Source organism: Marinomonas sp. 63XJN7_9_ISO-PGPR-S23-217 (assembly GCF_056173515.1).
This window is the reverse complement of record NZ_CM149678.1, coordinates 4,622,377-4,645,894: the sequence shown is the minus strand read 5'-3', so window position 1 is coordinate 4,645,894 and position 23,518 is coordinate 4,622,377. Positions and strand designations below refer to the sequence as shown.

Annotated in this window: 19 protein-coding genes; 15 read left to right on the top strand and 4 right to left on the bottom strand. The window is 43.9% G+C overall.

All coding sequences use genetic code 11. The features are described 5' to 3' along the window. Window positions 1-84 precede the first annotated feature (84 nt). Window positions 85-1,557 (bottom strand): ketol-acid reductoisomerase, encoded by a 1,473-nt coding sequence (gene ilvC, locus AC0VYI_RS21645; protein WP_475445507.1) that lies wholly within the window; start codon window positions 1,555-1,557, stop codon window positions 85-87. 221 nt (window positions 1,558-1,778) lie between these two features. Here ilvC and ilvY point away from each other — a divergent pair, with 221 nt between their 5' ends. After that, window positions 1,779-2,657: an HTH-type transcriptional activator IlvY gene (gene ilvY / locus AC0VYI_RS21640; protein WP_067342041.1), complete on the top strand. Its 879-nt coding sequence runs from the start codon at window positions 1,779-1,781 to the stop codon at window positions 2,655-2,657. Between the two features lie 48 nt (window positions 2,658-2,705). Continuing rightward, a complete protein-coding gene (locus AC0VYI_RS21635; protein WP_475445505.1) occupies window positions 2,706-4,067 on the top strand; it encodes a GGDEF domain-containing protein in 1,362 nt (453 codons plus the stop codon). 96 nt (window positions 4,068-4,163) lie between these two features. On the opposite strand, the gene AC0VYI_RS21630 is transcribed toward AC0VYI_RS21635, so the two are convergent. After that, window positions 4,164-4,388 carry a hypothetical protein gene (locus AC0VYI_RS21630; protein ID WP_475445503.1) on the bottom strand — a complete coding sequence of 75 codons (225 nt, stop codon included), beginning with the start codon at window positions 4,386-4,388 and terminating at the stop codon, window positions 4,164-4,166. A gap of 369 nt (window positions 4,389-4,757) precedes the next feature. Here AC0VYI_RS21630 and AC0VYI_RS21625 point away from each other — a divergent pair, with 369 nt between their 5' ends. The 6 genes from AC0VYI_RS21625 (at window position 4,758) to AC0VYI_RS21600 (ending at window position 12,224) form a co-directional block, all read left to right on the top strand. Continuing rightward, entirely contained in the window at window positions 4,758-6,497 is a 1,740-nt protein-coding gene (locus AC0VYI_RS21625; RefSeq protein ID WP_475445502.1) for an ABC-F family ATP-binding cassette domain-containing protein, read from the top strand. Between the two features lie 179 nt (window positions 6,498-6,676). Continuing rightward, window positions 6,677-7,075 (top strand): cupin domain-containing protein, encoded by a 399-nt coding sequence (locus tag AC0VYI_RS21620; RefSeq protein ID WP_475445500.1) that lies wholly within the window; start codon window positions 6,677-6,679, stop codon window positions 7,073-7,075. Between the two features lie 115 nt (window positions 7,076-7,190). Next, the gene (locus AC0VYI_RS21615; RefSeq protein ID WP_475445498.1) at window positions 7,191-9,671 is read left to right on the top strand and encodes a glycogen/starch/alpha-glucan phosphorylase; all 2,481 of its coding nucleotides are present in this window, start codon (window positions 7,191-7,193) and stop codon (window positions 9,669-9,671) included. 46 nt (window positions 9,672-9,717) lie between these two features. Then, a complete protein-coding gene (locus tag AC0VYI_RS21610) occupies window positions 9,718-10,149 on the top strand; it encodes a VOC family protein (RefSeq protein WP_199478696.1) in 432 nt (143 codons plus the stop codon). A gap of 191 nt (window positions 10,150-10,340) precedes the next feature. Further along, window positions 10,341-10,952, top strand: a complete 612-nt coding sequence (locus tag AC0VYI_RS21605; protein WP_475445497.1) for a LysE family translocator — start codon at window positions 10,341-10,343, stop codon at window positions 10,950-10,952. A gap of 54 nt (window positions 10,953-11,006) precedes the next feature. Further along, window positions 11,007-12,224, top strand: a complete 1,218-nt coding sequence (locus AC0VYI_RS21600) for a winged helix-turn-helix domain-containing protein (RefSeq protein WP_475445495.1) — start codon at window positions 11,007-11,009, stop codon at window positions 12,222-12,224. Between the two features lie 109 nt (window positions 12,225-12,333). Here the strand turns inward: AC0VYI_RS21600 and AC0VYI_RS21595 are convergent, their stop codons facing one another. Beyond that, window positions 12,334-13,587, bottom strand: a complete 1,254-nt coding sequence (locus AC0VYI_RS21595) for a family 8 glycosyl hydrolase (RefSeq protein ID WP_475445493.1) — start codon at window positions 13,585-13,587, stop codon at window positions 12,334-12,336. 248 nt (window positions 13,588-13,835) lie between these two features. Here AC0VYI_RS21595 and AC0VYI_RS21590 point away from each other — a divergent pair, with 248 nt between their 5' ends. After that, window positions 13,836-14,078 carry a hypothetical protein gene (locus AC0VYI_RS21590; protein WP_475445492.1) on the top strand — a complete coding sequence of 81 codons (243 nt, stop codon included), beginning with the start codon at window positions 13,836-13,838 and terminating at the stop codon, window positions 14,076-14,078. A gap of 359 nt (window positions 14,079-14,437) precedes the next feature. Further along, window positions 14,438-16,561, top strand: coding sequence for a methyl-accepting chemotaxis protein (locus tag AC0VYI_RS21585; RefSeq protein WP_475445490.1), 2,124 nt, complete (start codon window positions 14,438-14,440; stop codon window positions 16,559-16,561). A gap of 205 nt (window positions 16,562-16,766) precedes the next feature. On the opposite strand, the gene AC0VYI_RS21580 is transcribed toward AC0VYI_RS21585, so the two are convergent. Continuing rightward, window positions 16,767-18,173, bottom strand: coding sequence for an MFS transporter (locus AC0VYI_RS21580; RefSeq protein ID WP_475445488.1), 1,407 nt, complete (start codon window positions 18,171-18,173; stop codon window positions 16,767-16,769). A 142-nt stretch (window positions 18,174-18,315) separates the two neighbouring features. Here AC0VYI_RS21580 and AC0VYI_RS21575 point away from each other — a divergent pair, with 142 nt between their 5' ends. The 5 genes from AC0VYI_RS21575 (at window position 18,316) to lodB (ending at window position 23,438) form a co-directional block, all read left to right on the top strand. After that, complete coding sequence (locus tag AC0VYI_RS21575; RefSeq protein ID WP_475445487.1) at window positions 18,316-19,200, top strand: helix-turn-helix transcriptional regulator; 885 nt, start codon at window positions 18,316-18,318, stop codon at window positions 19,198-19,200. A gap of 90 nt (window positions 19,201-19,290) precedes the next feature. Beyond that, a complete protein-coding gene (locus AC0VYI_RS21570) occupies window positions 19,291-19,845 on the top strand; it encodes a hypothetical protein (protein WP_475445486.1) in 555 nt (184 codons plus the stop codon). A 223-nt stretch (window positions 19,846-20,068) separates the two neighbouring features. Further along, a complete protein-coding gene (locus AC0VYI_RS21565) occupies window positions 20,069-20,464 on the top strand; it encodes a LodA/GoxA family CTQ-dependent oxidase (protein ID WP_475445485.1) in 396 nt (131 codons plus the stop codon). Continuing rightward, window positions 20,425-22,317 carry a CTQ-dependent lysine 6-oxidase LodA gene (lodA, locus tag AC0VYI_RS21560; protein WP_475449841.1) on the top strand — a complete coding sequence of 631 codons (1,893 nt, stop codon included), beginning with the start codon at window positions 20,425-20,427 and terminating at the stop codon, window positions 22,315-22,317. The genes AC0VYI_RS21565 and lodA overlap by 40 nt, the downstream gene beginning before the upstream one ends. A gap of 2 nt (window positions 22,318-22,319) precedes the next feature. After that, window positions 22,320-23,438, top strand: a complete 1,119-nt coding sequence (lodB, locus tag AC0VYI_RS21555; RefSeq protein WP_475445484.1) for a lysine-epsilon-oxidase maturase LodB — start codon at window positions 22,320-22,322, stop codon at window positions 23,436-23,438. The last annotated feature ends 80 nt before the right edge of the window (window positions 23,439-23,518 follow it).

The window sequence follows — 23,518 nt, the reverse complement described above, 5'->3', positions numbered from 1 at the left end:
CTTTTTAAATGAAAATGACGATGTTATGAGCGAAGCCAATACGAGTCTATTGTTAACAAAGTATTGGCGAGCGCAATAATCGTATTAAACGATTTTTTTCATGTCCGCCATATGACCACGTAAAACAGAGCCTACCGCTTCAACTGGATGAGAGCGAAGCGCTGTGTTTACTTCTATCAAACGAGCGTTGTCTACGCCATTGTCTTCTACAGAAAGCCCTTTACCGATGACGTCAGATTTGATGCCTTTCATGAAATCAGCCAATAGAGGCACACAAGCATGGTTGTATAGGTAACAACCGTATTCTGCTGTATCAGAGATCGTCGCGTTCATTTCGTACAGTTTCTTACGAGCGATGGTGTTCGCGATGAGTGGGGTTTCATGTAGAGACTCATAGTAAGCCGATTCTGCAATGATGCCCGCAGCCGTCATGGTTTCAAATGCTAGCTCAACACCTGCTTTCACCATAGCCACCATCAAGATACCGTTGTCGAAGTACTCTTGTTCAGAGATTTCTACGTCGCCAGCAGGAGTTTTCTCGAAGTTGGTTTCAGCGGTATCTGCACGCCATTGAAGCAAGTTTTTGTCGTCGTTTGCCCAGTCTTCCATCATGGTTTTAGAGAAATGACCGCTCATGATGTCGTCTTGGTGTTTGTTGTACAAAGGACGCATGATTTGCTTAAGTTCTTCAGCCAGATCAAATGCTTTGATTTTAGCTGGGTTAGAAAGACGATCTAGCATGTTGGTCACGCCGCCGTATTTCAATGCTTCAGTTACAGTTTCCCAACCGTATTGGATCAATTTAGAGGCGTAACCTGGATCGATGCCTTCTTCAACCATTTTGTCGAAGCAAAGGATAGAGCCAGTTTGCAACATACCACAAAGGATAGTTTGCTCACCCATCAAGTCAGATTTCACTTCGGCGATGAAAGAAGACATCAAAACGCCTGCTTTATGACCGCCAGTACCCACTGCGTAAGCTTTTGCTAGGGCTAGACCTTCGCCTTTAGGATCGTTGTCTTCGTGAACAGCGATCAGTGTTGGAACACCAAAGCCACGAACGTATTCAGCACGTACTTCAGAACCTGGGCACTTAGGCGCTACCATGATAACCGTTAGGTCTTCACGGATTTTCATACCTTCTTCTACGATGTTGAAACCATGAGAGTAAGATAGACAAGCCCCTTCTTTCATAAGTGGCATAACCGCGTTAACAACTGCAGTGTGTTGTTTATCTGGTGTTAGGTTAAGAACCACATCAGCCGTTGGGATCAAGTCTTCGTAAGTACCAACGGTAAAGCCGTTCTCTGTGGCGTTTTTCCAAGACTGACGTTTTTGAGCGATGGCTTCAGGACGCAATGCGTAAGAGACATCAAGGCCAGAGTCGCGTAGGTTCAAGCCTTGGTTAAGACCTTGTGCACCACAACCGATGACAACCATTTTTTTGCCTTTTAGCGCTTCTACGCCATCCGCAAATTCTGACATGTCCATGAAACGGCATTTGCCCAGTTGTTCTAGTTGCTCGCGTAGCGGCAATGTATTGAAGTAGTTAGCCATGGTAAACATTTCCTAGTTTTTATGTTTAATGTATCGGCCATAACAGCATGCCGATATTAAAAATGGATGACACAGCCGCCAAGCAAGATTCTGATGACGTTCTGCGAGTAGAGCTAATCTATCCTAGTAACATTTTTTCGTAAATTGATATATTCGCAATATAGTGTCCCACTTTTTGCAAACATGGTTTATGATGAGTAGTTCGTAGGCGAAGGTGTGTTATGAAGATTAGAACGATCAAGCAATTTCTTGCGTTAGCAGAAGCATTGAATTTCGGGCGCGCTAGCGACGAATGTCATATCAGTATTTCGGCCTTGTCGCGAAACATTCGACACTTAGAAGATGAGCTAGGCGTTGTGTTGTTTAATCGTGATAATCGCACGGTCGTATTGACGAAAGAAGGACAAAAGTTTCTCAAATACGCCCGTGATACCAGCCGACAATGGAATTTGATCCGTCATGAGCTGACGGACAATCCCGATGAGCTGAGTGGTGAAATCAGTCTCTATGGTTCGGTCACCGCCAGTTATAGTTTCTTGTATGAATTACTGCGCCGTTTTCGTATTGCTTATCCGGCGATTGAGATTAAGCTACGTACTGGTGATCCGGAGCATGCGATCGGGCACATTCTGGATGGTAAAGAAGACATTACCATTGCTGCGCGGCCTGCGAATTTACCCCGTGGTATGGCCTTTAAGCCCATTGCCATTTCACCTTTGTTATTTATTGCGCCACTAGATCAGCAAGTACCGAATGTACCTACCAATCCACCTACTAGGCCAGAGGCGTGGGCGAACATTCCGATGATCCTGTCGGAAAGTGGCGTGTCTCGAACCCGTGTCGATGAGTGGTTTCGTCAACATGACATTACGCCACGGATTTATGCGCAGGTAACGGGTAACGAGGCCATCGTAAGTATGGTGAGTTTAGGTTTTGGCATTGGCGTGGTGCCCAAAATTGTCCTAGATAACAGTCCTCTAGTGGATCGAATTAAAGTACTAGAGGTAAAGCCTGAGTTAGCGCCTTACGACATTGGTTTGTTTACCTTGAAGAAAAACTTAAAAAACCCGCTAGTCGAAGCATTTTGGAATTTGATGTAAAGCCTATTTTCCAATATCTCGTTAGAGAGTAATTAGAAAGAGTTATATATGTTTAAGTGGTTTAATGCCTCCATTACGAGAAAAGTGAGTAGTCTTTCTTTTGTTCTGTTGTCTTTTTTGTTTATTGTGATTCTTTATTCTGTCTTAAAGTTGCAGAAAATCAATTATGAAATGCGAGAAGTGGCTCAGATTGATGTGCCTTTATCAGACGTTGTTTCAGAGATTGAGCTTATACAACTTAAGCAACATTTATTGATGGAAACCATCCGTCAACAAAAACAAGCTCTTTTCGACCATCCATCACTGAAAAAGAAAGCCTTGCTCGGATTCAATGACTATAGCCAGTCATTGTCTAAACAATTAGTTAAAGCCACACAGGTCATTCAAAATGGTCTGAAGCGTGGTGGTGTACGAATACAAGTGGCGGACCACCAAACACTGATGAAACAGATTCGTGCATTGCATGTTGAGCGAGAGACTTTTGATCATCTAGTAAACCAGTTTTTTTTATATGGAGATACTGATTTCTCTCTCCATTGGGGCAACATAGAAAAACACTGTCAAAAACTCGATGCTCAGTCGGATATGTTATTAAAAAATATCGATCAACTAACCCTCAAGGCGTCTCTTTATACTGAAAGACAAGAGCAAGAGTTGATGATAGTGAACGCGATCTTAGGTATCGCGGCATTGTTCATCGGGACGTACTTGACCCTATATATTGTGCAGTCGGTACGGAGCCGAGTGGGTTCTATTCGTTGGAAAATTGAATCTTTACATCGAACAATAGGGGAAGACTCTGATGAAGTGGGTCGCACTGCCTATCAAGATTTAGATGAGTTTAGTGTGCTTGAAGCGGATTTGAATATTTTGACGAATCGACTTTCTAAAGAGCGTAACAATCGCTATGAAGTAGAGCGTCAATTGATTGAACTTGCCACCCGAGATAAGTTAACAGGCGCCTATAATCGTCATAAATGGGATGAGCTATTAAAAGAAGAGTTAGCGTTAGCTAATCGTGGCGGTCGATTTAGTCTTGCGCTGATCGATGTTGATTACTTTAAAAAAATTAATGACATGCATGGTCACGGTGTGGGAGACAAAGTGTTGCAATTTCTGGTGACGGAGTTAAGCAAACTCATCCGCGAGACTGACATATTGTTCCGAATTGGTGGGGAAGAGTTTGCCATTCTCCTAAAAAATACAGGTCTGGATGAGGCTGGTAAGCTTGCCGAAACACTACGCTTGAAAGTTGAAACATTCAACACACCTTCTCTTCCTAGATTTACGATCAGCCTAGGTGTAACAGGCAGCCAAGAAAACGACGATCAAGTTAGTATTTTAAAACGTGTGGACACGCTGCTGTACGAAGCGAAAGGGGCAGGGCGAAATCAGGTGAAAATAGGTTAGTTCCCCCATGCCCTATCAGGGGAGTATCAATGAGAGACTTTTGCACGACTACTGCGCTTGCCAATACTTTGTTAAAAACAGACTCAAAATGCTCATTTATAGCGATAAACTCCGCTTTCTCGTCTGTTTTTGCCGCGTCTTGGCGTCGCTCGTGACATAGTGCAAAGGACTCAATGAGAATTTCAGTTCTAGCGTTTCAAGTTGATAACAAGCCGCTTCGGTAAAGCTTTGAGCATCAAACTCTGTCCAATGATGTTGAAAGTGGCCTGCCATTTTTCTAATAACAGTGTCATTGAAGAGGTTTTTAAAAGGTTCAGACATTGGTTTCGTTTCCTTCAGCGGTATGATCTTAAATTCCACCTACATATGCCGCTATATTTGCACATACCTGTATCAGTTTCTGTCAGTATAAAAAACACTTTTTGTTGGCCACGTTGATATTCTGACAGACTGCGGTATATACTTTCTAGATCCCATTCACTCGTCAGATAAAGGAGGCCACCCATGCAAGAAATTGCATATCAATGTGAATTAGATTTCGCATTTCATCTTGGTGATCCACGCACAGCGCAAATTTGTCGTTAACGCACAGATTTCGCTGATATTACTATTCTGAACTGATACAAAACGTCTGAACATTATCAGTGCTCATCTGTGCCTATCTTTTGATATGTTGCGCATAGGTGATTTATGTCTTTAATTTCTGTTATCGAATTATCTTATCAAGCGGGTAGTAAGCACCTGTTTGACTCTTTGTCTTTTTCTATTGAATCTGGCGATCGTATTGGCCTTGTGGGTCACAATGGTTGCGGTAAATCAACGCTATTAAAACTTCTTCTTGGCGAGCTGACGCTAGACAGTGGTCAGTTGCATCGTCAGCGGGGGCTTAAGATTGGCTTGGTTGAGCAATTTTTATCCCCAGAGTTAGAAGCCATTTCGGCCCATCAATCGGTACTGGATAATATTCCGGCGGATGAACAGGTCGTTCGTGGTTATCAAGTTGATACCTTGTTACAGCAGCTTGGCTTTGACGAGGCGACCCTGCAAAGACCCTTAAACACTCTCAGTGGCGGTCAGAAAAACCTCGTATTATTTGCTCGTAGCATCATTCAAGAGCCAGAATTACTGTTGTTGGATGAACCAGGCAACCATATGGACAGTCAGGCGATGTATTGCTTAAAACGTTATTTGAGCTTGCCGGATACGCCGTCGTTTCTGATGATTTCCCATGACCGTGATTTATTGGACTCAGTGACACAACGGACTTTGTGGCTACGTGATGGGCGTTGTTATGCCTTTCATCTTCCTTATTCACAAGCCAAGGTCGCGCTTGCTGAGTCGGATGAAGCGGCCCGAAAAACGCGGGAAGCGGAAGAAAAAGAAATCGATAAGCTAAAAGCCAGTGCCAAGCGATTGGCTACCTGGGGGAAAGTGTACGACAACGAAGACTTAGCACGAAAAGCCAAGTCCATGGAAAAACGCATCGATAAGTTGGAAATCAATAAAACCTTTGTCACTCAAGGGTCAGGGTTATCGTTAAAAGTGGACAGTGAGTTTTTAAAAACCAAGCAAGTCTTTGTTTTTGAAAATGAAACCATTAGCAGTCCGGATGGTCGACCACTGTTTAGCATTGCCGATCTTAACTTTCGCCCCGGTGATCGTATTGCTCTACTGGGTGTCAATGGGAGTGGTAAATCCAGCTGTATTGAGCACTTGATAAAGGTACATCAACAAAATGTTGGTGAGCAGAGTGCCACCCGTTTTAACCCTAATGTGCGCATTGGCTATTTTGACCAAGAGCTTGAGCAGTTCAATGTTGAACTGGGAATCGCGGATTGGATCCGGCAAAACTGTACTGCCAGCCAAGAAGAGATTCGTCGTGTGCTGATCCAATGGGGCTTTCCCTACCTTGATCATGGCCGACGTGTCAATGTGCTCAGTGGTGGAGAACGGGCACGTATTTTGCTGCTAACCTTTCTGTTGGAGCAACCGAACCTGTTAATCATGGATGAACCGACCAACCATATTGATTTACAAGGTAAGGAAGAGTTGGAGTCTGACCTGACGCAAGAGGGCATCTCTTTGCTGTTTACTTCCCATGACCAGCGGTTTATTGAAAATATCGCGACGCGGTTTTGGTGGATCCACAATGGTCAGCTGGTGGAACTGCACGATAGCGATGTTTATTTCACTTCTCAGGGAGGTGACACCGGTAGTAAACCAAGAGCACTCACTGATGTGTCTCCTTTATTTCCAGAAGAGTCGGTTGCTACAGCGGCCATGGCGGAAGATGAGCGAATATTGGAACGTATTTGCGAATTGGAGCGGTTGCTAGAGGAGGATCTGGCTCGTAAACCCAAACGCCAGAAGCCCGCTAAGCAACAACAATGGCAGAAGGAATTGAATGTCTTAAACCAACAACTTGAATAGAGTCGCTTTTATTGCTGATGTAAGCAGGGCTTTTCGAGCATGGAATACCCTGCTTTAGTCGTCTAAAAACAGGATAAATGACCGTTAAGGAATACCAAGTCATTTGTGGTATCGTCCTTTGAAATGTGTCGATTGAGCGCCATATTTGTTCAACCGTCCTAACAAAAAAGGTGAGCTAAATGAGTAAATTGGCGAAAAAATCTATTGAAACGGCCTTTTCGGGCTTGGAATATCTGCCGAATCGCACACCAGAAATGGCCTTTTCTGGTGGTGCGAGTAAGGCCTTTCTTGAATTATCCCAATACCGAGATGGTGCCATTTATGTGGGGCATTACTCTGGTAACAGTGAGTGGGAGCGGCATTCCGTTGGCGATGAAATTGTCATGGCTTTAGAGGGAACGACCACGCTGGTGTTATTAATCGAAGGTCAGGAAGAAAAGCATCTGCTTAACGAGCAGGAACTATTCGTTGTCCCTAAGAATGTATGGCATAGATTTGAATCATCGACCCACCTCAAGGTGATGACTGTGACACCACAACCCACTGACCACTCTTTAGAGAGACCAACAGACTCATAACGGTATTTGGTTATCAGACGTGACAGGAGCGAATTAACATAATATAAGACCTGTATAGTGCGTATTGTTTTCAGTCCGATCTTTTTCATTTAACCCATCATAAGGTGAGCAGGTTATGTTTTCAGTGACGGATTCTTCCCATGAAGATTCTCATAACGGTTTGGCTTCTTATCAAAGTATGAAAGACAGTATTTTGCATCATTTGCGTTATACCTTGGTGCATTTGCCTCAGCAAGCTACCCCAAGAGACTGGTGGCTGGCCTTGTCTCTCGCAATCCGTGATCGTATTACAGATGACATGGTAGAAACGCAGGTGTCGCATACGCGAGAGAATGTGCGACGGGTGTATTACCTATCAATGGAATATTTGATGGGCCGAATGCTGATCAATAATGCTCATAATGTTGGTGTGTATCACGAAGCGAAACAAGCCATTGAAGAACTGGGCTTGGATTGGGAGCAAATTTGTGATGAAGAAATGGACATGGGTCTGGGAAACGGAGGGCTTGGGCGCTTAGCCGCCTGTTTTCTGGACTCGTTAGCGACCTTAGACTTACCCGCGATTGGCTATGGCATTTATTATGAATTTGGTTTGTTCAAACAAGAGTTCTTACAGGGGAAACAGGTAGAGCATCCGGATACTTGGATCAAATATGGCACCCCTTGGGATGTCATGCGTCCGGAGTATTCGCAAACCATTCAGTTTTATGGCCGCGTGGAAGTCTCCTTCGATAGCGCTGGTAACTGTCGGCCGAATTGGGTGGATACACGAAGTGTTATGGGCGTACCGTTTGATATTCCGGTCGCCGGCTATGACACGAAAACCGTCAACTTTTTGCGATTGTGGTCTTCCCATTCCACAGAAGATTTTGACTTGGAAGAATTCAACAAGGGCGATTATGTAGAAGCAGTGCATTCTAAAGTCCTTGGGGAAACGATTTCCAAGGTATTGTATCCGAATGACCAAAATGCCAATGGTAAAGAGCTGCGTTTAATACAACAGTACTTTTTTGTAGCATGCTCTTTAGCGGATATTTTACGACGGTTTGAGGTGATGAATTCGGATTGGTCGATGTTACCAGAAAAAGCCGCCATCCAATTGAATGATACGCATCCCGCCATTGCCGTTGTCGAATTGACTAGGACGTTACTGGACGACAAACATTTAAGCTGGGAGGCCACCTGGGATATTGTCACTCGTACTTTCGCTTATACCAATCATACTTTACTGCCTGAAGCGTTAGAAAAATGGGGGGTGGAATTATTCGAAAGGGTACTACCACGACATTTGCAGTTAATTTATGAAATCAACTATCGCTTTCTAAGTGACGTTGAGCAGCACTGGCCTGGTAGGGATGATATCAAACGGGCGATGTCCATCATCGAAGAAGGGGATCATAAAATGATCCGCATGGCCCACTTGGCGGTGATTGCGAGCCATAAGGTCAATGGCGTGGCAGAACTGCACTCACAATTACTCAAAAGTGAGTTGTTCCCTTATTTTGATCAGCTTTACCCTCATAAATTCACTAACAAAACCAATGGCATCACTCCACGCCGCTGGTTATTGAACTGTAATGAAGGGCTAGTGCAACTCTTTGACCAATATGGTATCGAAAACGACTGGCCAAAGAACTTAGATAGGCTGCGTCAGTTAGAAACCTTACAGGATGACGAGGACTTTTTGACCGCTTTTATGGACGTCAAACATCAAAATAAAGTCCATCTTGCCCAGATTATTAAAAGAGAATGTCATATCGACGTGGATCCCCATGCTTTGTTTGATGTGCAAATCAAACGCTTGCACGAATATAAACGTCAGCATTTAACGCTATTAAATATTCTGACGCTCTACCATCGATTATTAAATTCCCCCGAGTTAGATATGGTCCCGAGGGTCTTTATTTTTGGCGCCAAAGCGGCTCCGGGGTACGCATTAGCCAAAACCATTATCCATGCCATCAATTCCGTTGCGGATGTGATCAATAATGACACACGTATTAATGGGAAATTGAAAGTGGCCTTTCTGCCCAATTATCGAGTTTCCTTGGCATCACATATTATTCCAGCGGCCGATTTGTCCGAGCAAATCTCCACTGCTGGGAAAGAAGCCTCTGGAACAGGGAACATGAAATTGGCATTGAATGGCGCGGTGACGATTGGCACCTTGGATGGGGCGAATGTGGAAATATTGGAAGAAGTGGGACCAGAGAACATTTTTATCTTCGGGCTCAATGTCGACCAAGTCCAAGAACTGGATCGCCATGGCTACCAGCCTTATCAATATTACCAACAAGATGAAGAGCTGAAAGGTGCCTTAGATTGGCTCTGTTCTGGGCATTTCTCGCCAAACAACCCCCATGCCTTTGATGATATTCGAAATAGCCTCCTTCAAGGTGGGGATCCTTATAAAGTCATGGCAGATTATCGAGCTTACGTTGATTGCCAACAACGCGTCTCAGAAGCCTATCAAGACAAAATTCGTTGGGCAAAAATGGCGGTGATGAATACCGCTCGGGTGGGCAAATTCTCATCGGATCGTACCATCCAAGAATACGCTGATGAGATTTGGAAATTACCACCTTATTCTGTTTAAAGCGTATTGGCTGCTCTTAGAACCATTAGAAAAAGAGAAAAAACATATGAAACAAGACATTGTACATATTGCCCTAGTGGTTCGAGACTATGATGAAGCCATTGATTTTTATGTAAATAAGCTAAAGTTTGAACTGTTGGAAGACACCTACCAGCCAGAGCAAGATAAACGCTGGGTGGTCGTGTCGCCGCCAGGTTCAAAGGGGGTGACTTTATTGTTGGCAAAAGCCTCTAAACCGGAACAAATGGACTTTATCGGCCACCAAGCGGGTGGTCGTGTCTTCCTATTTTTAAATACTGACGATTTTTGGCGAGACTACGAACGTATGCTCGCCGAAGGAATTCACTTTATCCGACCGCCTGCCGAGCAGGAATACGGTACAGTGGCGGTATTTGAAGATTTATACGGCAACCTATGGGACTTACTGCAACTCAAAGACGACCATCCTATTTCTAGCCGAGTAAAAGCGCTAACCTGATATGTCGTTTTATCAGATTATTCCTCCCCCTTTTGTCTTCCAAGGTTAGGATGGGGGGGCTGGTTGGTCGTGCTTTAGCGCGACATTTGGTGGTGGTTGTCTTATCGTTGTGCCGAAGGCTGAGGATGGGGAGGAGCAACCGTGATCTGTAGAATAACTTACGATAAGACAATATAACGAAGGAGATATGGATGGACAGTTATGCTTTATTTTTAATCATTGCAATAGCAACCGTTTTAAGCCCAGGCCCAGGTGTGATTTTGACGCTTACTAATTCAATTCGCTATGGTATGTCGGGCGCTATCGGTGGGATTCTCGGGATTTCCTGCGGAACATTTATTGTTGCGGGTGTATCCGCTACCAGCCTTGGACTTTTATTAGCAACATCAACGCTGGCGTTCAGTATCATGAAATTTGTTGGCGCGGTTTATCTTGTTTATCTTGGTATTAAGTTGTGGCGTTCGCCTGTGAAAAAAATTGAAGGTAACGGTTCTGCTATAAGAAGCAAAAAACGACAGTTTATTGAAGGCTTAACCATTCAACTGACAAACCCAAAAGCGGTTTTCTTCTTTATGTCAGTGTTTCCGCAGTTTGTCGATTTCACCTCGAATTACGTTGGGCAATTTACACTCTTAGTTGTCACGTACAGCAGTCTCGTTGTGATCATTCATTTGCTTTACGCGTATCTAGCAAAATCAGCACGCAGTTGGCTTTCTTCTGAGAAAGGCGGCCGTATGGTGAATCGCATTGGTGGTGGTACTTTTATCGGCTTTGGTGTGGCACTTGCGTCTGCTAGTAAGTAACAAGCTGATGCAGCATGACTCTTTTTCTGTTCCTCCTTAAGGCTTTATATCGCCATGATCGAACTTAAATCCACCAAAGACCTAGCCCGTCTGCGTCGCCTTGCTTTGGCATCCCAAGGTTTGTTACAGGCCAGTCCGTTTGGCTCGGGGTTGGCTGGGGCGCGAAGGGCAGTGGCGCATTTAGGTTACGTGCAGATCGATACTATTTCTGTGGTGGAGCGAGCGCACCATCATGTGCTGTATTCAAGAGTGCCTAAGTTCGAGCCTTCGATGATCAATAAACTGTTGCAGGATGGCGATGTGTTTGAGTATTGGTCACACGCGGCGGCGTTTTTGCCCATGGACGATTTTCGTTTTTCCTTACCTTACAAGCAGGCTCTAAAAAGTGGTCAAACCCATTGGTACAAAGATCCAGATAAAAAGTTGATGGCAGAGCTGTTGGCTCGCATTGAGTCTGATGGACCGTTACGTTCTCGAGATATCGAAGCCAAATCCAGCAATAACGCGGCTGGCTGGTGGGATTGGAAGCCAGCGAAGAAAGCCCTTGAGCAACTTTATATGCAAGGGGATCTGATGGTTTGTGATCGCGAGGGCTTTCAGAAAGTCTATGATTTAACCGAGCGAGTTTTGCCCTCCTATGTGAATACAACATTCCCTAATTTGGAAGAGTTTGGCAATCATTTAATCGATCAGCAGTTGCGTTGTCATGGGCTTGCTTCTTTAAAGGGATTGACCTATCTACGCCGTAATACAGGGCTGCGCAAGGTAGTAAAAAATTTAGTAGACGAGCGCTTGGCGCAAGGATTGTTGGAGCAGATAAAGATTCCTAGTGGCGAAGTGTTTGTCATCGAGCCAGATGCGCTAGAGCGTCGCTTGCCTCGATTAAATAATCGACTGCTGATTTTGTCACCCTTTGATAACAGCGTAATTCAGCGCGACCGACTTAGAAGTCTGTTTCAATACGATTATCAGATCGAATGCTATGTCCCAGAGCCTAAACGCCAATATGGTTACTTTTGTCTGCCGCTACTGTTTCGAGGGGAATTTATCGGTCGCATGGATTGCAAAGCCCATCGTAAAGAGCGCCGTCTAGAAATCAAATCGCTATACCTAGAAAAACAGAGCTTTGATAACGATATGGTGATTAGTGCCTTCGTTGAAGCCATTAAACTATTCAGTCAATTCCAGCAATGTGATTCTGTGACGTTAACATCCGTTGAGCCTAAGGCTTTCATGCAATCTTTACGAGATGCGTTAGAGCTACAGGTTTAAAGGTTACTCCGCGTTATCTAATCTCGTACTGTCGTTTTTACCTATCAACAAGAACGATGATTTCCATGACTTTTATTGATAATGTTGCTTTACTAAAAATGCTTGTTTTCTACGGTTTGTCCCAGTGTCCTGTGATGGTGATCATGGCAAGCATTTTTAGGGTGTTACCAAAGTAGTCTTCATTTTCGATGGGCTTGTCTTTGATATTTTCCCAGAGGGCGTTTAGCCAAGTTTGGTTGGATGGATCTATCGTTGCTGACACCGCAAACATGGATACAAATGCCATGGCGTCAAAGCCACTGTTTTTTGAATAGGTCCCATCGAGCGCATAGGTGTCGGCGATTTTTTGAGGATCGGCATGGGTGGTGTTGATGATCCATTGATTGAGAGGTGCTAAAGCAGATAACGCTCTTTTATCACCGTATAGTCGATAGTCCAGTGCGACACGCCATGGATAACGGGCCGCATTCCAAGAATAGACGCCATCGTCTTCGCTTTCCAGAAACATGGCCTTGGCGGGTTGTGGATGATTGGGTAGACCGACGATAAAGTCAGGCATGAGTCCGGTTTTGGGGCTGTCCGTTTGGCGAATGCTTGCCATGATAGCGTAAGTGGTATCCCTTACTTTGTTCCAACTTTTGTCGCCAGTTGCGTCTGCGTAGGCTTTCAGATGAGAGACCATAAAATCAGAGGATCGGGTAGTGTTAGCATATTGGCCGTCATCGATGTCCTCGACCCAATCCCCTAGGCGAATAAAATGGTTTTCAGGGTCAATCTCATGTTGCTTAATGGCTGTAATGACGTTTATGGCTTCGCGTTTATAGTTTATTTTTCCGGAACTGCCCCATTTTTTGTCGGCTAGTAAAAAGGCATAGGCAATATCCATATCGCCGTCGCTGGCGCTATTACTACCCCCGACTTTATCTCCCGCGTTTTTGCAGTTTTTTAACTGGTTCCAAGCCATCAATCCAGGCGTTGATTGGGCGGGGTGATCATGAAAAAAGTCTACCATGCCATCAAAAATGCGCCTTGCCCGTGGGTCAAAGTCTGCCATCATCACGGTAATTAACATACCGTAGCCATGAGCTTCTGATGTCGTTAACGTAGACGCCGCTGTGCCTCCTTCCACTGTCTTTCCATCCGCTGCCATGTCCACTAAATAGCGACTCTCGCCACACTGTTGACGCAGGTAAGTTGCTTTCCAATGTTGGTAGAAGTTAAGGAGAGCTGTATCAAGTTCGGATTGGCTGTATCTAGATGGTTTTATCACGGATGCTGGCTGATTCGCTTGGGTCGAGCTGGCGCAAAAAATGAGCAATGAATAAGCCAATAACTTGATTAAAGGTTTTTGAAAACGATTCATAATGGGCTAGCCATACGCGATAAGGAGTAAGTAGTGTATTGAATCATAGGTTGGCGATGAAACGTTTTATTGAGCCCTTCTCTCTTTTTTGTCCGTTGAAGTCAGTTCTTAAAATACATGGCCCCTTGATTTTCATAAAATCGCTTAGACATAGCTAAGTAGTAATGCAGGCTCGTGATGGTGGTTGCCTGTTTGTTGCTTTGTTCTTTCGCTTGATTCTTTAGTGGCTTTTTACGGTGGGGGTGTTTATGTCTGGTCAAGGCTCTGGGGGCAATGTGCTTGCCGCTCTTTGTAGCGTTTTTATTCCAGGATTAGGTCAACTGGTGCAGGGGCGCCTTTTTATGGCACTGTTCTTTTTTGTGACGGTTTTTGTGTGCTATGCATTAGGGGCAACAGTGATCCTATTCTTTATGTGGGTGGTTGGCGGAATATTGCGTCTTTGGTCAATTATTGATGCAGCTCGCTTTTCTCGACAACGCTCAGTTTTATGATGCTTAGTTAAGGTATTAACTGGTAAAGAGTAAGAGATTATCTTGTGTATTTTTATAATGTTAATTAGTGGTTGAAGGTAAGAAAAATATTATTAAGAAAAGAGAACTGACTGTACCAGAAGACCAAGTGTTTGTACTAAATAATTAGAAATATAACGGTAATGATAGACATTACTATTATCAGATCATGAGTCAAATGATATTAGTAAAGTACTCAATGTTGATCTAAAGGCGTTAGTTGATTGACGCGAGAAGTTAGATGGTCGTTTTAGATACAAATATAAACTGTATTAATGTATCTTTTAGTGCTTAATTATAGTTGTTAAGAAAGAAATTATCATTGATACAGTAGGTTTGTTATGGCAAGTGTCTCTCTAAAGAATAAGTTGTTACTCATTAGTATCGGCTCTGTTTTATTTATCTCTTTGTTATTCACGTGGCAAACTTATGCAAAAATTTCTTCCTTAAGTGATCAATTAAAACAAGATGCTGTTACTGACCTCAAAGATTCGGCTATATCTAAACTTGAGCTGAATACTCGTATTGCGGGTGAGAAAATCCAAGCTTACATTGAGCAAAACCTTGATGTAGTGAATGTTTTGGCAATGCAATTGTCTAATAATTTGAATCTTTCGACGCCTTTGTCTAGAGAGCAAGTCTTGCCTCTTATAACGGCGGCAAAAAAAGAAGCACCCAACGCCAGCGTTCTGTATACCTTTTTTGAGCCCAATGCGTTTGATAATAAAGACAGCGAATACGTAGGTAAAGACACCCATGTCAGTGCTAAAGATGATGGTTCCTTTAGCATAACAGTGGGTGTAGGTGAAAATGGAAAGGTTATTTATTATCCAGTTGATAGCGCAAAAATAAAATACAATACCGATAAAGATCCTAACGGACAGCGTATTTCTGAGTGGTATTTATGCCCGCGTGATACGAAATCTACTTGTCTTGTTGAACCTTACTTATTCGATTTGCCTGATGGCACTAAAGCTCTCATGACAAGTTTAACTGTGCCCGTTATGGATGGTGGTGTGTTTAAAGGCATTGTCGGTGCGGATCTTGATTTGCCTGTTATACAAGTGTTTGCTAATGAATTATCTAAGGGCCTTTATGATGGGCAGGGCTCCGTCACTATCGTTAGTAAGAAAGGGCTGATTGTTGCCTCAAGCAAATATAAGGAGAGCTTAGGTAAACCATTTAAAGCAGTCGATACCAAAAACGGTCAAGCGTTGTTAGCACTGGCTAATAAGGGGGGCGTATTGGAACAAGATGGTCAATTGATTGTTGCTCAGCCTTTAAATCTTGAAAGTACGAATACTAAGTGGCATTTTTTGATTAGCTTGCCCATGTCGGTTGCTATGGCGAAGCTGGATAAAAAATTAGCGCTGATGGCAAGCGTTAAACAAAGAGCACTCATTGAACAGTTAACATTAGCCGTGATTATTTCTATCGTCGCGACACTGCTAATGTTGTTGATTGTTCGTTCCATTATCCGCCCATTGCAATTACTGAATGAACAAGTGGCTCAGCTGTCTGGTAACGATGGAGATCTAACACAAACGTTAGATTTACATTCACACGCCGAATTGAACGAATTAAGCGCCAGCTTTAATGTGTTTCTACAAAAACTTCGTGACATGGTGAACTCATTAAAATCCATTGGGGTAACAGTAAGGGCATCTTCAAATGAGAACGTGACTGCGAGTAATAGTTCTTTAGCAGAAACCGCACAGCAAAAAACAGAGATTGCCAATGTTGTTTTGTCGACTCAAGAAATGTCTAACACGGCCCATGAAGTCGCTGGAATTACCGCTGAATTAGCAGGGAAAATGAAAGAAATGAATCATATGGTTAGTGACTCTCAGCGTAGTATCGTGAGTTCAACGAATACGGTTCAAGAGCTTAGCAGCAGTATGGAAAGTGCAAAAGAGTCCATCGATAAAGTCTCTGCACGTTCGAATGATATTAATCAAATTCTAGAAGTGATTCGTAGTGTGGCTGAGCAAACGAATTTGTTAGCTCTGAATGCTGCGATTGAGGCGGCTCGTGCGGGTGAGCAAGGTCGAGGTTTTGCGGTGGTTGCGGACGAAGTACGCAGCCTTGCCTCTAAAACACAAAACTCTACGGAAGAAATTGATAATTTAATCAGTAACTTGCAGCAAGAAGTGAAAATGGCGGTCAGTAGCATCGCTAATAGTGGTGAAAAAGTTGCATTATCCGTTAAGTCTACTCAAGAGGTGAACGATAGTCTCGCAGCAGTGGTGAATGAAATAGAACTGATAAATGATCACATTCAACAAGTGGCTGCGGCGGCGGAAGAGCAAAGCCAAGTGAGTATTGATATCACTGGTATGTTGAAAAAAATCGAAGACGCGGCCGAAGTGTTAGCGCACTTTGCGCATCAAACCAATGACAGTAGTGAGCAAGTGACTCACCAGTTGGATGAGTTGGATAGCCAATTGAATAAACTGAAGAGTTAATAGTCTCAGAAAGCGTCATTGTCTGTTGGTAAAAGAAAACGGGTAGGCTCAGCCTACCCGTTTTCTTTTGTAAGCATGTTAATATCTTTTCTCCATCCATAAGTGACGAAATAATCGCAATCGAATCAACATCATTACCCTCACTTAAATCTTATGATTAATGTGAGTTTGTAGAACGTATTCCAATGAATGTTTGAGCATCCCCCTAGATATGATGCAATTTGCGATGATAAATAAGCCCAAAAATCACTAAGGTGCCCATCAAACACACTTCGGCGCATAAGGTGGTGGATATGGCGATTTTGTGGCTTTGGGTAATATCAAAGATTTGATAGGCGACGGAGCCGAGTAGAGCGGACCCTAGACCAAAAGCGGCTTGTTGTATGGTCGTCAGCATGGCACTGCCTGCTCCAGCATCTTTCGAAGCCACTTCGGACAAACCAATGCGGAAAAAGCTACCGACGATAAAAGACTGCCCTAGCCCGATAAATAAGGTGGTTGGTAGTAAGGTCGTAATGCCGATATTTGGCCAAAAATGATAGAAAGTCCATGCTAAGCCAAGCAGGCCAGGTATTTGTAACGCACAACCTAAAAACAGCGTATTGAGCTTACCAATACGGTTGGATATTTTTGCCGTGAAAAGTGAGCCTACAAAATACGCCATACCCAGCATGATAAACGCATTCCCGGATTCCAGTGGAGACTTGCCTAAGCCAGATTGAAAAGTGAGGGCGACCGAGAACATAAAACCGCTCCAACTGGCGAACATAAAGATCGCCAGAATAAAGCCAAATTGAATGGAATGAAGACGTAATAGTCTCGGTGGCATTAGCGGGAAGCGCTGACGATTTTCTTGGTGCTTTTCAATGTTCCAAAATGCATACAAAAGAGGGATAACACCTAAGAGCATAACAATAAATGGCCATGTCCAATGGTATTCTGGTCCAAGCGAGACAGGAATCAGCAGACAAAGCAGTGCTGCCGCAAGAACAAAGGTACCGGGCCAGTCCACATTGGCAGGGTGCTCTGAACGACTTTCAGGTACCCAAACACGAGCAAAAATAAGAATGCCGAGACAAACGGGAATATTGATCAAAAAGACACTGCGCCAGCCCAATCCTGCCACATCACCAGAGACTAAAAAACCACCGAGAACCTGCCCTAAGACAAACGCCAAACCACCAATAGCGCCATAGAGGCCGATTGCAAAAGAGTGACGTCTGCCCGTTAGTGTGACATGCAGAGTGGCGAGAATTTGCGGCACGATCATGGCTGCGCCGACACCTTGAACGGCGCGAGCGAACAAGAGTCCATTGATGGAAGAGGCAATCCCGCAAGCGAGAGAGGCGATACCAAAGACCCAGACGCCGAGAATAAACAAACGGCGGCGTCCAAAGTTATCGCCTAGTCGTCCGCCCATAGCCAAGCAAACGGCGAAGCTAACGCCATAGGCGGCCACCATTAACTCGAGTTGAATATGGCTGGCATGGAGGGACTCAGCGATGGAAGCGAGCGCTACGTTGACGATGGAAAAATCAATTAACGGCAGTAGCTGGCCTGCCATCAGGATGATCAAACCAGCTCGGCTTAGTGTCTTTGCTGTAGTGGTCATTTTATTCGGATTCTCTTGATTTATCATTGAATGGTCGACAGTATGTAAAAACCGTTAAACAGGTACCAGTGTTTAGTTATCCTAGTATTAGAACTACCTGCTTGGCTTTTTATTCAGCAAACCTAGTGATAGAAGAGAGAGTATGACAACCGCCTTGCTTGATTCCCATCAACCGCAACGTGCGAACAGCGTTGGCTTTATTGCTCAAGATAACCGTAAAGAGCTCGGGTTGTATTTACGTCGGCGCCGGGAAAGTTTAGACCCATCGCGCCTTGGTATTTTACACAGTGGTCGGCGACGAACGCCCGGTTTACGACGTGAAGAAGTGGCCATGCTGGCAGACGTAAGTACCACTTGGTACACCTGGTTGGAACAAGGTCGAGAAGTGAATGCCTCTGTTGCAACCTTAAGTGCGATAGCCAAGGCATTGCAATGTAGTGAGGTAGAAACCGCCCATGTGTTTACCTTGTCTGGATTGTCCCGACCAGCTGAATACCAGCGACAATGTCAGAAGCTATCGTCAGTGAATCAAATGATTCTAGACCAACTGAATCCCATGCCAGCGATAGTGCAAAATGCTCGTTTTGATATTTTGGGCTTTAATCAAGCTTATCGAGCGTTAATGGGGGTGGATTTAGCGTCGTTACCGGATGAACATCGTAACTGCATGTATTTGGCCTTTACTAATGATGAGTGGCTTATACGAATGGACGATAAGGAGGTGATTTTGTCACGTATTGCGGGGAGTTTCCGGGCAGCGATGGCAAAGCATATGGATGATCCTCGCTGGCAAGCTAGATTGGGCATGATGCAGGCTGCTTCTGCGGAGTTTAACCGCTACTGGGAGCAATATGAAATTCTCGACGTTGAAAATCATACGAAGAAGTTTCTTATTCCAGACCTTGGTAAGATGGCTTTTCATCAGGTTAACTGGTGGTCTGCTCCGCAAAATGGTGAACGCCTAATGGTGTATGTGCCGGATGATGAGGACACCAAAGTCAAACTGGAGCGTTTGGTGATTGGCTAAAGCTATCCTATTAATTGATACTCTATTGATACTGGAAAGCTTTGCTATTCATGCATATTCTCTAACAACACTCATAATAAGGAAAAAGAGATGGATTATACTGTGACGCTACAGGCCGACAAAAGAATGCTTTCAGGTGTTGGCAGGAAACCTATTCATCAGGAGGGCAGTATTGGTATAACGGCTTGTCAATTTGGTGAAGTGCCTGCACCGGAAGGGTCTTACGAGTTGTATACCAGTAACGTGGCAGCAAATAGTGAAGATATGGAAGTATTTGCTTTTGATATGCCTCAATCGATACCTGAAGAGGCGCATGTTCGTTTTAACCTAGCAATACAAATTGATACCAATAATGTTGTTAACGTCCAAATCCGAATCAATCCAGATAAGACAATAGAGTGGCGCTGGCTAGCCTATATCGGAGAGTTTTCTGATTGGAGTTCAAATAGTACTGACTCAAGTTGGCAAGACAATGGGCATGAATATCGGATCTATATGGTTAATCAGCAAGACGAAAAAAACTTTTGGGTATACGTAGGACGCGTTCCAATGGTAGACAATTTGCCTTCTGCTTTTTTCCCACCAGGTGTGCCCATTCCCAAACCGTTGCAATCGATGCTTGATACTGATGAGCGAAAATTTTAATCGCCATGAACGTTCTTTAACGACTAAGCAAAAGTAACTCAGCGTCTAACTAATAGACGGCATGATAAATGGTATTGTGCTGTTACTCCTCTTCTTTTCTTCCCTTCCCTTTGTCAATAAGACAACTGACACCAAACTGATACTGCTAAAAATGCCCCCGCCTGTTTTACTGAAACGGTAATGGAAACACCCCCCATTTTAGCTTGAGTAACAGGAGCAAGATATGACACTTTCAATTCACCCTTCCGTTGGTGTGGCTCGATTGGGCAATGCAGAAGGTAATAATTTTGTTTTAAACCCCACGAAAATTGGTGGTTTGCCCCATGAACACGATGAGAACATGCAACCAACGACGGAAGTTATCAACTTTAAAGATGAAGCGGGCCGTATTCGTCGCCAAGGACAGGTATTTAAAGTCTTTGATGAGTCTGGTGAAGAGTTAACACTGCAATCGCCTAATGTTGAGCGTATTGAGTGGACGGTGCATTTAGCCAATAAAAAAGCCGCATGGTACGAATTTAGTGAACTTAATGGCAACCTGCTTTATGGTCAAGAGCTAATAGCTACACCAATCGAAAAATTCAGTTTCGTAACAAGTCGGTTGGTCTTATCGGTTTAGATGATTATGATCTGGCAGAAAGACAGAAGCTGATTATAGATCTTGGGCCGCGTACCATTGCGGGTTATTTGTCTGAGATTGAAATTAGTATTCATAATATTCCTAGTGATTACACGCACGCATCGTACCCTAAAGGTGAAATGAAACAAGGATCCAAAACGTTTGAAAGCTTAGGAACCCTACGTACGGATAATCAAGGCCGCTTAATTGTATTAGGCGGTTATGGCTTTGCTGGTGGCAATACCAATTTAGAAGGTTACGGTGGGGGTGATGACTGGTACGACGATATCTCAGATGGCTCAGTGACGTGTGTAGTGACCTATAAAAACGCTTCTCAGAAGACAACGAATGCTTGGATGGTGGTAGGCTCACCTGATTTTGCTCCTGAAATTGTCAATATTTCTACCTTAAACGATACCTTTTTTGATGTCGGCGTACGGTATTTTAACCTGGTGCCAGATATGTATGGTGAGAGCAATTCTACGGGGAGCGGCTTTAATCATAATTATATTGCTAACTTCGATAGAGATATTCTTCCTATTATTCAACGTATTAGCCAATATCAATGGGTAGCGAATGTACAATCCATGAGCGGTTTCTTTTCTTATCAGTTTGATTATCGTGATAACAGTGAGGCAAGAAAGCCTGAACGAATGAAGTACTATAACTATTTCCGTCAGCTGGATAAGAAAGTCATTGGTGATTATGATCAGCCCCAGCAGCAGCTTATGAGTGGGGATTCTGATGGAAATAGATTCCCCATGATGCCGCTGAACTCGGGCAGTAACTCAGTAAAAAGCGCTAATGCGTATGATCTAACTAACAATGTAGTGGAAAAATTTCTCGCCTTAGATGCCACGCAAATGTTTTTGTTAAAGCAGTGGGCTGGAGGAAAATTCAATGTTGGAGACTGCCAAGCTTTCCCTGTTAACCCTATGGATGCTGCCAGTATTGGTAATTGTGTGGGCTTACCTATGTGTCCAGGCATTGAAGTGACATGGAACCTGCAAAATCCAGCTCTGTATGAAGACGCATATAAAATTAAACATCGTGACAAGGTTAATTATAGCCAAACAGGTTTATCACCTAGTCGAGATGAATGTGCATATGAAGGTGACAGCGGCGGCTGTGAGCCAGGGGATTTAACCAAACGCATGGCGTGTCCTTGGCAGGCGGACTTCTTCAACTGCACCGTTCAGACGATTAACTTCAGTGAACCTAAGGTCAATAAAGCCACACAGATAGAAACGACATTAACGGTAACCAATCATACTTGGAAAGATTTACCCGATGGTGTGACTGTACCTGAGGATAATTACTTTTCAGGTACTCAAGACAAGGAGGAGAAAACACCACTCCCACCTGCTTATTATAGTTATTGGTGGCCGCCACAAAGTCCTTGGGATGTGCTAACGGGTGAGTTGGATGCTGCAGGTCAGCTTCAGAGCCACCTTCCTGCTGGACAGCAAATCAACTATGCCCGTGGTATCAATAGTTATGGACAAATGGTAGGGCACTGGTTTGCACTGGCTTTTATTCGAGATCAAAACTCGAAAAATGAAGGCTTCCCCTATTTCACTGAATCCGAAAGAAACCACGAATTGTTTGAATACAGAGAAATAGGTGTGGGGCAAATCAGTGGTAACCCTGATGATAATGAGACCTCCTTGCCAGTATTTTTTATCAACCCTCACAAAGTCTCTTCCGATAAGTTAAAAGAGGGATTAGCTGAAATTAGTCGTGGTGAAACGGAAAGAGGTAGACGCATTGCTGAATATCTGGAAGAGCGAGCCTTCAAGCCTGTTCGCTCGACAAATATTCTTCATCGTTCAGGCACTCGGGTGAGGGGTTAGTGATGCAAACTTATGATGCCATTATCATAGGAGGCGGCCCCGCTGGGGCCGCTTGTGCGCTTTCCTTGATGTTGTTCCACGATAAAAAAGTGTTGTTGCTTGAGCGTGGCGATTTCACACAACCGCGTATTGGTGAGCAGGTTTCTCACAGTATCTTTGATTTTTTAGAGTATCTGGACATACCACGAGAGGCGTTTGGAGCAGGGTGTTTTACACCAAATTATGGCAAAGAGAGCTATTGGGGCAGTGATGTGAAAACTCATCATTTCAGCCTGTTCACGGCACAAGGTAAAACCTATCAACTGGATCGCGCGCGTTTTGATGAGACCTTGTTGATGACAATCTCAGAACGAGGAGGCACGATTATTCCTCGCTGTAAACAAATTAGCATTGCGCAACAAGAAGGCTGTTGGCAAGTTCAGTGTGTTCATCCTGAACAAGGTACACTGCACTATCAAAGTGAGTATTTGATCGATGCCTCTGGTCGACAGACAAAAATAGGTCAATCGCTAGGAATTGAACGTGTCGTGACCGATCAGCTTGTGGGCATTGGGGCCTTTGTCGAGCATCCCGAGCATGTCTTTGAGCAACAACAGAAAATTGAAAGTTGCGAATATGGCTGGTGGTATATGGCAGGCTTGTCGAAAGACCTTGCTGTGGTAACCTGTTTTACCGATATGGATATCATGAAAGAGAAACAGCTTAACCGTCAGGAGGTTTGGAATCAATGTCTTGCTAAGACAACTGCTATTGGTAACTCTTTGCAGGGCTGTATCTCTACGCAGCCAAAGCTTTGGGTAAAACAAGCCAACAGTCAGTATTATGCTTCAGATTTCCCAGAAAAGTTTGTTGCCGTTGGTGATGCAGTCGCCTCTTTTGACCCGATTTCTTCCATGGGAATAGGGTTTGCAATGCTCAGTGGTTGCCATGGTGCTTATGCGCTAATGCATGAACAAAAAACAGCCGTTCGGGATTATCAACAAGATGCCATACTGACTTTTGATGAGTACTGCGAAACCAAATGGGACTTTTATCAAAAAGAGCAACGTTGGCCTAATCACCCTTTTTGGCAGCGTCGCCTGATTAAGCCTAGTAAACAACAACATAGAGTAAGCGCCTAGTTTGTTAGCGTTTGCTTGGAGAGAAGTGATTGTAGCCACGTTGCGTGGCTTCCATTGCGTATCTTGATCTAATACATACT

Bases quoted from the DNA above. Each gene is read 5' to 3' on its own strand.
- ilvC (WP_475445507.1), bottom strand. From the start codon at position 1,557: ATGGCTAACTACTTCAATACATTGCCGCTACGCGAGCAACTAGAACAA.
- ilvY (WP_067342041.1), top strand. From the start codon at position 1,779: ATGAAGATTAGAACGATCAAGCAATTTCTTGCGTTAGCAGAAGCATTG.
- AC0VYI_RS21635 (WP_475445505.1), top strand. From the start codon at position 2,706: ATGTTTAAGTGGTTTAATGCCTCCATTACGAGAAAAGTGAGTAGTCTT.
- AC0VYI_RS21630 (WP_475445503.1), bottom strand. From the start codon at position 4,388: ATGTCTGAACCTTTTAAAAACCTCTTCAATGACACTGTTATTAGAAAA.
- AC0VYI_RS21625 (WP_475445502.1), top strand. From the start codon at position 4,758: ATGTCTTTAATTTCTGTTATCGAATTATCTTATCAAGCGGGTAGTAAG.
- AC0VYI_RS21620 (WP_475445500.1), top strand. From the start codon at position 6,677: ATGAGTAAATTGGCGAAAAAATCTATTGAAACGGCCTTTTCGGGCTTG.
- AC0VYI_RS21615 (WP_475445498.1), top strand. From the start codon at position 7,191: ATGTTTTCAGTGACGGATTCTTCCCATGAAGATTCTCATAACGGTTTG.
- AC0VYI_RS21610 (WP_199478696.1), top strand. From the start codon at position 9,718: ATGAAACAAGACATTGTACATATTGCCCTAGTGGTTCGAGACTATGAT.
- AC0VYI_RS21605 (WP_475445497.1), top strand. From the start codon at position 10,341: ATGGACAGTTATGCTTTATTTTTAATCATTGCAATAGCAACCGTTTTA.
- AC0VYI_RS21600 (WP_475445495.1), top strand. From the start codon at position 11,007: ATGATCGAACTTAAATCCACCAAAGACCTAGCCCGTCTGCGTCGCCTT.
- AC0VYI_RS21595 (WP_475445493.1), bottom strand. From the start codon at position 13,587: ATGAATCGTTTTCAAAAACCTTTAATCAAGTTATTGGCTTATTCATTG.
- AC0VYI_RS21590 (WP_475445492.1), top strand. From the start codon at position 13,836: ATGTCTGGTCAAGGCTCTGGGGGCAATGTGCTTGCCGCTCTTTGTAGC.
- AC0VYI_RS21585 (WP_475445490.1), top strand. From the start codon at position 14,438: ATGGCAAGTGTCTCTCTAAAGAATAAGTTGTTACTCATTAGTATCGGC.
- AC0VYI_RS21580 (WP_475445488.1), bottom strand. From the start codon at position 18,173: ATGACCACTACAGCAAAGACACTAAGCCGAGCTGGTTTGATCATCCTG.
- AC0VYI_RS21575 (WP_475445487.1), top strand. From the start codon at position 18,316: ATGACAACCGCCTTGCTTGATTCCCATCAACCGCAACGTGCGAACAGC.
- AC0VYI_RS21570 (WP_475445486.1), top strand. From the start codon at position 19,291: ATGGATTATACTGTGACGCTACAGGCCGACAAAAGAATGCTTTCAGGT.
- AC0VYI_RS21565 (WP_475445485.1), top strand. From the start codon at position 20,069: ATGACACTTTCAATTCACCCTTCCGTTGGTGTGGCTCGATTGGGCAAT.
- lodB (WP_475445484.1), top strand. From the start codon at position 22,320: ATGCAAACTTATGATGCCATTATCATAGGAGGCGGCCCCGCTGGGGCC.